Consider the following 8,089-nt stretch of genomic DNA (forward strand, 5'->3'; position numbering starts at 1 on the left):
ATAGGTCGTATACATTTGATTTTTACAGAGAAAAAGGCATACATTGCCTCAAATTCTACTGGGGACCACCGCCAAAACTATTAAAACGAGCACAAATATAAATCATAACGTTAAATCAAACTTAAATTTATGATTACAAAAAAGGTAGTCCAGCATATATATTTAAATAACAAAAAAGGGGGGATAATGACTCTACACTCCCCCTTTTATGGTATTAAACTTACTAACAACCAACAATCACTGCTATAAGCCCATAGTAATTCTAGGCACTGTCTTCTCCACAATACCAAACGGATCTTTAAACTCCTGTTCACGTTTAAACATTAATTTTTTCTGACCCCTGTTATTAAGATATTTTGCCAGCTCCAAGTTAATGCTTTGCCCTGCATCAATTCCATTTTTTGCCAGTAACTGTCGCAATAGCCCTTCTGCTTTCGTTGAAAAACCAATCGAATCCCCAAGTATCCGTCCTGCTTCTTCAGGATTGTGGAAACCAATAGAATTTTCAGCTCCCATAAATATTAGCCTGTATAAGGCTTCAAGATAATAGTCCTTTGCAGTTACATAGAGTAAATCATTGCTCAAGGTGTCTTTAAATTGATTATGAACTTTTTCAAAAAGCTTTGCAACAACGGCTTCATGATACCCAGCTTTAAGCAAGAGCGAAAGAGTTCTGTCCTGAATTTCTTTAATCTGTTTCACTAACCTTTCTTTTGATTGCGGATGGCATTTCAAACATGCAAAAAGGTCATCTTTAAGAGGACTTGTTACATTGTGGTCAGAGATCTTAAACGAACCCACTCGCTTGTATGGCATATGGCAATCAGCACAAGCAAGCCCAGCATTAAAATGTACACTTTGGCGTGTGAAAAACTCAAATTCAGGATGACGGATGAATCCAACCTTAAAACCTGTTACTTCCTGCTTCCACTCACCCCACTGCTGATTCTTTTTAATAAGCTTGATTATATTTTCAATTGAAATATTACCCCATATACTTCCTTCATAGGGATGTTCAAGACCAACCGACTGCATTTGTTCATTCTTTGGGATGTTGTATGTAACATGACATTGTGCACACACCAATATTCTCATTTCCTGTCGTGTAAATTCTTTTTTACCTAATTTTGCCAAACCACTTTTAAATGCTATCCTGTTAATCTTTAATCCCATTGTTTTGTTATCGTGGCAATCAATACATGTTGCTCCAAGGTCTTTATGTTTTTGAGGCAATTTGGCGATAGCATCCTGCCACTTCATGCTGTAAAAAGAATTTCCATATTGTGTAACCAGTGCATCCATATACGGCGACTTGCAGTTTAAGCATACACCGCCGGCTTTTGTACGTGATTGATCGATTTCATCCTGGTCAATGCGCATGTACCAGTGACCACGAGGTTCATAATAGGCAATGCCAAAACCCCACCCCTTAAAAAGCAAAGCCATAAACGGATACTCCGAAAGCTTATCATACATTATTTTGTCAGTATCCCAACCTTTTTTATAAAAGCTTTTTCCTGCAGGTTTGGGATCCTTTGTCTTTTGCCACGATTCATATTCAAGAGGATACACTTTCCCCCATTCAGCAGGGTCATACTCATTGTCAGGAATTGTGCCCACCAGTACTAATTTAGGCTCAGAAGGCCCCAGTGCCCCAACAATATACATAAAAAGCCACAACAACAAAATACCACCTATTGCCCATATTATGTGTTTTCGCTCAATTTTTTGAATTAGCTCATGTAAAAATTCCATTGATGACCTCCATGAAAATTGTTATATATATTCCCAAACACCACCATGCATGATAGTGCAACTTAATGTATTATATTATGATAAAAATACCTGTGACAATCCCAGCACTGCATAGCTCCACCTTGAATGCGGCTCACCATTTCGCTGTGGCACCGTATACAGTTTGCCTGAATTGTTTTTCGTGCATGAGCTGAGGAATGTATTACTTCGCCATAGAGTCTTGTATAAAAAAGTATCACATCTTTCATACCATCAAGCCCCTTCCATAACAGATAGTTGATGCTATTGTTATGAGGTAAGTGACAATCAACACAGGCAATCTGTGTGTGCTTGCCAATATAAAACCAATCCTCATATTGAGGAATCATTACATGACAGCTACCACAATACTGTGGCGTGGAAGTTTTTTGCATAAAGCGTGCAGTACCATACACGCTGAGTACTAAAACTATAAAAAACGAAACCAGCACAATATAAACTTTATATTTCAAGGCTCACCTCCAGAAACATGCCATTGACAAGTAATACTTATTTATGACATATTTTGTTAGCTCCAATGATCAATCCCATTCAACACGATTTCAGTATAGCATTATAAGAAACTTGCAAGCACAGAGTCCATAACTGCATGTGCATTATTGCAATGTCCAATACCTTTAATAATATCCTCTCTGCTTTGGATATAGCCTATTTCTTCAAGCTCATGTTCACAGTGTCGTACCAAATCATAAACTCCCTGTGCGGTAATCTCTAAGTGAAACTGCAAACCTACAATTTTATTATCAATTGCAAATGCCTGATTGGCACATACGTCCGTAGCAGCAATGTGAGAAGCACCATGTGGTATATCAAATGTTTCACCATGCCAGTGAAACGCAATAAACCTCTGTGGCAATACTTGTCCAATAGAATTATAAGATGATACTTTTTGTACTTCATACCAACCAATTTCTTTTGTGAGATTTTTATACACACGTGCACCACACACCTGCGCAATAAGCTGTGCTCCAAGACATATGCCAAGAACATTTCTGCTTTTATTTATGACTTCATCCACAAAACGTTTCTCATCAACAAGCCATGGATACTCCTTTTCATCATAGACACTCATAGGTCCACCCATAATAACCAGCATATCAACACAATCAGGTACTGGAAAATTTGTATTTTGATACACATGTACTATCGCCACTTCTTTCTTTTGTGATTTTGCCCAATCAAGAATGTAGCCGGGGGTTTCAAATGGAACATGTTGAATACATACTATCATAAATTACTATATTATTAAAGCAAAGGCATACTTATAAATTGTATTGTAATGTCAACATTTTACACTTTTGGTCCCTAACTCTCTTTTATCATAACAAGCAGCATCTTTGAAGATTTGTGTGCAACCAGAGCATGAGGAACATTAGCAGGCATAATAAGTGCCTGGCCAGCATTCACTGTATTTTCTTTGCCCCCTATAGTAATAGACATCGCTCCATCAAGTATCATCACAAATGCATCATAAGGGGCTGTATGTTCACTTAAGCTCTGACCTTTATCAAAAGCAAAAAGCGTTATATTGCCACCTTTGCTTTGAATTATTGTTTTACTTACAATGGCATTATTTTGATAATCTATTGCGTCACAATAATTTTGCGGATTGATAAATGAATTATTCATATAGCTACCCCCTGCAGCTCCTGCCTCGCTGCAAACAATTTTTCCCGTGCGGATCATCACAACACCGTGGTAAAATAAGCCTCACACTTTTTTCAAAGAAGATATAGCTCCACACCCAGTTTATCATAACAAAAATTTTATTTTTAAATCCAATCAAATACAGTATGTGTATAAATATCCATATTATCCAAGCAATGTATCCTTTAAGTTTAAGCCCTGCAATCTGTGTAATAGCTTTATTGCGTCCAATTGCAACCATCCCGCCTTTATCTAAATATCTGAACGGTTTTGGATTCTTCCCTTTATCTATCTTTTTTAAATAGTTTCCTACATATTTGCCTTGCTGCATTGCAACCGGTGCTATCATTGGCAATGGCTTTCCATCCTGGATAAAACAAGCCAAATCCCCAATGATAAACACATCCTCATATCCAGGCACTCTACAGTATTCATCCACTACTACGCGCCCATTAGGCATAGATTGCACTTTTAAATCATTTTTGATAAGCTCACCTTTCACACCCGCAGTCCATACTACTGTTTCAGTTGGCAGCATCGTACCATTATTTAAGTACACACCAGTAGCATCAATCTTAGTTACTGCTGCATTCAGTAAAACTTTTACTCCCTTTTTCTGTAATTTTTCGCAGGTATACTCACATAATTCTTTTGCATACATACCGATAAGCCTGTCACTAGCTTCTACTAAATATACCTGTATATTTTCATTTTTTAGCTCAGGGAAATCTTTTTTTAGTGGTCCTGCAATAAGCTCTGCAAGTGCACCTGCAAATTCAACACCCGTTGGCCCCCCACCAACAATGACAATGGTAAGCAACCGTTGCCGTTGTACATGATCACTCACAAACGAAGCACGCTCAAAACAGGTAAGGATATGGTTTCTAAGCACCATTGCATCATCAAGCGTTTTAAGCGGAAATGCAAATTCAAATGTGCCGGGAATATTAAAATAATGATTAACACTTCCCGCTGATACCACCAAATAATCAAAAGCAATTTCCTGCCCCAGGCATACCACTGTCTTAGTTGCATATCGTATTTCACTTACTTCACCACGAATAAACTGAATATTTTTGTTTTTGTGCACAATACTTCGCACCGGTGCCGCAATCTGCTCTGGAGAAACTTCAGCAGCCGAGACCTGATATAACAGTGGCAGGAATGTGTGATAATTATTTTTATCAATAACTATCACCTCAAAATTTTTATTTGCTAAAACTTTTGTAACCCACAAACCGCCAAAACCGGCACCAATAACTACTACACGTTTTTGTTTGTTGTGATCCAAACCAACCCTCCAAAATATTTTAATCCAGCAATCGCTTCTGACCGGTAATCTTCTGAATATCCGTAATATCCTGGGTCACTTCAAGGCACCCAATATATTCACCGTTCTTACGCACTGCGTAGTAGGTGATATAAATTAATCGGTTATTCAACGTAATCCAAAATTCTGCTTTTTGGCGCTTGCCCTGTTTCATTTCATCAAGCAATCGGTTAACCACATGAATGCTTTTATCTGGATGGCAGTTCTGCACCGTACGCCCAATCACTGCCTTTGAACGTACAAAAATTCGGTCAGGAGCATTGTTAAAGTAGCATACTACATCATTTTTGTCAATAAATGTAAAATCAACAGGCATGGTATCAAGCATAGCTTCAAGCTGCTCTATACTAAGTTTTCCTGTTTCAAGCTCAATGATTCCTGATTCAAATTTTGCAGATGAAACACCTGTCACTTTCTCAGTTACCGGGCTATACGACATATATCCAATTTCATCAAATTCCTGTTTCACAAGCTTCCAATCATCATCATTAAAGAATTTATACGAAGTTGGGAATAAGATATTATTTTCCTTATAGAAGTGATCTGCTAGTGTTTCTGAAAGCTGTATACTCTTTATGTGTAATGTGTGCGATAGTTCCCCTGTAATGCCTTTTGCTAGTGCATCAGCTGTATTGTACATTTCTTTTTCAATTGCCCGTATGTTGTCATGCTCCATCCACATTATCTTTGGTGGTTGTGTTACTCCGTATTTTTCCAGCACCGGGAAAAGAACATTTTCTTCTCGTAAATAGTGCATCGATGATTCTTTAAAGAATTCTATAAGTTGCTGAATGCGTGCTAATATTTTGCTATCAGGTTTATCCATTAAATTTGTAGCGCTTTCAACTAACTGTTGTGCAAAATCAAGAAGTTTACTATGCTCTGAATACAGTATATATAAAGGGTGACCCTGTGGTACATCCACCCTGCCTGCATCAATTGATTCTCTAAAAAGATCAATATGAAGTTGACACAGCCTGTGTACCTCGTCTGCTGGCATCCCTTCTTTTATCAGTTCTTCCTCTAACATGCTAATTTGGTGCGGCATTACATTTCCAAACTCCTTTTTAAAAAGTGACTTCATTTCTGCAACATCTGCACCATCATGCAACTTTTTAATCATTGATTTTAATAGTTCTTTCTTTTGTCCCATATCACTCAAAAATTCGCTCATAATATTCTCCTTTTACAAAAACTTTTTAATATACGAAACACTCCCCTTAAATATCATCCGCATACCCGAATAGCGCATAACCTCACGAATCATCGATCTATTTGGTTCGGCATAGCAATGAGTGGTGCAGTCTTTGCAGGCAGGTTTTGGATCGTATGGACATATAATACGCTTGCTTGCTGCATACAGCAATAATTTTTTACACTCATCACATAATTCCAGGTTTAGCCCATTAACATACCTACCAATTTTACCAGTAGCAACAACTTTCGTTCGCGGGGCGTTATGCTTTCCATTACAATATATCTGAATAAACTTCCCCAAAACTACTACATCGTGTTTTATTGAATTATCCCCTGATACCATTTAATATACCTCCATTGAACATAGGGCTGTGGTGATATCATGTAAAACTCTGCCACCAAAAACAACAAACACAGCATTACATTGCCTTCCTATCAGAAAAATTACAGCATCCAACATTAATACCATCATACTCAAAATTTCTGCCGGTTAATTGACACCGAAATGTAAGTGTTGATATTTGGGTGCAATGCTCACAATGAATGCATAATGCAATGTAATCAATTGCACCATCATTCTGCATTGCAGTCACCAGTTGTGTAAGCACTTTAAAAGCAATCTTTTTGTCAAAAACTGGCACCTGTGAAATATATTGAGAAATGTTATATGTAGCACTGTCAATGTGGCGCAAAAGCCTTTCAGCTTTTTTTGTAAGTGTTAAATAATAACTCCTGTTATCACTTTCATCGTAGTGTTTGATCACCAGTTCTTTATCCAGCAATGTCTTCAATGCACTGCTTGCAGTTGCTTTGCTCACATATAAATCTTTTACTATATTAGTTGGTGTAACTGGCCTGGCAACATAACAGTTTTTAACAAGCTTTAAAATCTGAATCTGCAACGGTGTAAGGCTATATTCTTCCGATATTTTCCACAAAAGTGCTCGCCTGATATCAGAAATTTTATCAAGCAGTGCCACAATATTCTCATCCAGGCTCTTTGTGCTCATATACTACCCATGTTAATAGTTAGTAGTACTAACTATATTCCGCATACAAAAAATGTCAAATTATTTTTAAATATTTCTTTACTTTTCTTCTTTATGTTTTTCCAAAATTTCCTGAGCTAACATCTTTAATTTTGGAGACACTTTTAACGGCGGGAGTTTCACTCTGAAAGGACTGTCTTTTACCTTGTCATTGCCCAGCCATTTGCCAAGGGCAAAAATCATCCGCTCCATAATTTCATCTATCTTTTTCTGACTTCCGCTCATTCTGTAGAATTTCAGGGCAATAAGCGGAAGTTTTTTGTCATAGTAATAGTAATCGCCTATACGCTGCAGGCCATCCTTATACCCAGTTCTAACAAATATCTCAATGGCTTCTTTAATCTTGCCCTGGTTAAAAAATTCATTACCTTTGCGTATTAGCGCTATTCTTTCTTTACTATCCATCGATCACCTTTTCACAGTAACTATCGCCCAAAACAAATATCATTACAAATTTAACTGCATCACAATTTTGTATAACATCATTACTTTTTATTGACATATACCATGCATAGCGATAGATTTGTTTATTGATTCATTTTTTTGCAATTTTTATTACCGTAGTAATATAGTGTACTATCGGTTTTTATGCAACAATTATTTATTATGTTACTATGACAGTTAACGTAAACTGTTATTATGTGCGATAGTAACCGGAAATTACAACAACAAAAGAGATGAGTCCATGGCACATATAATCATTGACACTAACCGTTGCAAAGGATGTTACTTTTGTGTTAAATATTGCCCCAAACAGATAATCACCATTTCAAAACAATATAACTCCATTGGCTATTTCCCAGCCGAGCTTGCTTTTGATAAAAAGGACCAGTGTACTGGTTGCAAAACCTGTGCACTGATGTGCCCCGACACTGCCATAGAGGTGTACAAATGAGAGTCCTGACAAAAGGAAATATTGCCCTTGCTGAAGGTGCCATACAGGCAGGATGCCGCTATTACTTTGGCTACCCCATAACCCCGCAGAATGATATACCCGAATATCTTGCAAAACATCTTCCGCGAGTAGGTGGCACATTTATACCTGCCGAAAGTGAAATTGCTTCAATTAACA

11 protein-coding genes are annotated in these 8,089 nt (G+C 37.4%); 2 read left to right on the top strand and 9 right to left on the bottom strand.

Going from position 1 to position 8,089, the window contains the following annotated elements:
* Positions 1–243 precede the first annotated feature (243 nt).
* The 9 genes from N3F66_14015 to N3F66_14055 all read right to left on the bottom strand — a co-directional run bounded on the left by N3F66_14015 (position 244) and on the right by N3F66_14055 (position 7,422).
* Complete coding sequence (locus tag N3F66_14015; GenBank protein ID MCX8125260.1) at positions 244–1,755, bottom strand: ammonia-forming cytochrome c nitrite reductase subunit c552; 1,512 nt, start codon at positions 1,753–1,755, stop codon at positions 244–246.
* Positions 1,756–1,817: 62 nt separating this feature from the next.
* Positions 1,818–2,246 carry a NapC/NirT family cytochrome c gene (locus N3F66_14020; GenBank protein ID MCX8125261.1) on the bottom strand — a complete coding sequence of 143 codons (429 nt, stop codon included), beginning with the start codon at positions 2,244–2,246 and terminating at the stop codon, positions 1,818–1,820.
* 101 nt (positions 2,247–2,347) lie between these two features.
* Positions 2,348–3,025, bottom strand: coding sequence for a type 1 glutamine amidotransferase (locus N3F66_14025; protein MCX8125262.1), 678 nt, complete (start codon positions 3,023–3,025; stop codon positions 2,348–2,350).
* Positions 3,026–3,099: 74 nt separating this feature from the next.
* Complete coding sequence (locus N3F66_14030; protein ID MCX8125263.1) at positions 3,100–3,423, bottom strand: cupin domain-containing protein; 324 nt, start codon at positions 3,421–3,423, stop codon at positions 3,100–3,102.
* Between the two features lie 4 nt (positions 3,424–3,427).
* Positions 3,428–4,732: an NAD(P)/FAD-dependent oxidoreductase gene (locus N3F66_14035; protein ID MCX8125264.1), complete on the bottom strand. Its 1,305-nt coding sequence runs from the start codon at positions 4,730–4,732 to the stop codon at positions 3,428–3,430.
* A 19-nt stretch (positions 4,733–4,751) separates the two neighbouring features.
* Positions 4,752–5,945 carry a DUF438 domain-containing protein gene (locus tag N3F66_14040; protein ID MCX8125265.1) on the bottom strand — a complete coding sequence of 398 codons (1,194 nt, stop codon included), beginning with the start codon at positions 5,943–5,945 and terminating at the stop codon, positions 4,752–4,754.
* Positions 5,946–5,957: 12 nt separating this feature from the next.
* Positions 5,958–6,311: a nitrous oxide-stimulated promoter family protein gene (locus tag N3F66_14045; protein ID MCX8125266.1), complete on the bottom strand. Its 354-nt coding sequence runs from the start codon at positions 6,309–6,311 to the stop codon at positions 5,958–5,960.
* Between the two features lie 76 nt (positions 6,312–6,387).
* Complete coding sequence (locus tag N3F66_14050; protein ID MCX8125267.1) at positions 6,388–6,978, bottom strand: MarR family transcriptional regulator; 591 nt, start codon at positions 6,976–6,978, stop codon at positions 6,388–6,390.
* A gap of 78 nt (positions 6,979–7,056) precedes the next feature.
* The gene (locus tag N3F66_14055; GenBank protein ID MCX8125268.1) at positions 7,057–7,422 is read right to left on the bottom strand and encodes a hypothetical protein; all 366 of its coding nucleotides are present in this window, start codon (positions 7,420–7,422) and stop codon (positions 7,057–7,059) included.
* Between the two features lie 280 nt (positions 7,423–7,702).
* On the opposite strand from N3F66_14055, the gene N3F66_14060 reads away from it, so the two are divergent.
* The gene (locus N3F66_14060; protein MCX8125269.1) at positions 7,703–7,912 is read left to right on the top strand and encodes a 4Fe-4S binding protein; all 210 of its coding nucleotides are present in this window, start codon (positions 7,703–7,705) and stop codon (positions 7,910–7,912) included.
* Positions 7,909–8,089, top strand: a 181-nt coding sequence (locus N3F66_14065; GenBank protein ID MCX8125270.1) for a 3-methyl-2-oxobutanoate dehydrogenase subunit beta, incomplete at its 3' end; no start/stop codon positions are given. The genes N3F66_14060 and N3F66_14065, both read left to right, overlap by 4 nt.

The sequence above is a fragment of the Spirochaetota bacterium genome (assembly GCA_026414805.1).
Lineage (GTDB): Bacteria > Spirochaetota > UBA4802 > UBA4802 > UB4802 > UBA4802.

Excerpts from the sequence above, each read along its gene's own strand:
- N3F66_14015 (MCX8125260.1), bottom strand. The coding sequence starts at position 1,755 with ATGGAATTTTTACATGAGCTAATTCAAAAAATTGAGCGAAAACACATA.
- N3F66_14025 (MCX8125262.1), bottom strand. The coding sequence starts at position 3,025 with ATGATAGTATGTATTCAACATGTTCCATTTGAAACCCCCGGCTACATT.
- N3F66_14050 (MCX8125267.1), bottom strand. The coding sequence starts at position 6,978 with ATGAGCACAAAGAGCCTGGATGAGAATATTGTGGCACTGCTTGATAAA.
- N3F66_14030 (MCX8125263.1), bottom strand. The coding sequence starts at position 3,423 with ATGAATAATTCATTTATCAATCCGCAAAATTATTGTGACGCAATAGAT.
- N3F66_14060 (MCX8125269.1), top strand. The coding sequence starts at position 7,703 with ATGGCACATATAATCATTGACACTAACCGTTGCAAAGGATGTTACTTT.
- N3F66_14055 (MCX8125268.1), bottom strand. The coding sequence starts at position 7,422 with ATGGATAGTAAAGAAAGAATAGCGCTAATACGCAAAGGTAATGAATTT.
- N3F66_14045 (MCX8125266.1), bottom strand. The coding sequence starts at position 6,311 with ATGGTATCAGGGGATAATTCAATAAAACACGATGTAGTAGTTTTGGGG.
- N3F66_14040 (MCX8125265.1), bottom strand. The coding sequence starts at position 5,945 with ATGAGCGAATTTTTGAGTGATATGGGACAAAAGAAAGAACTATTAAAA.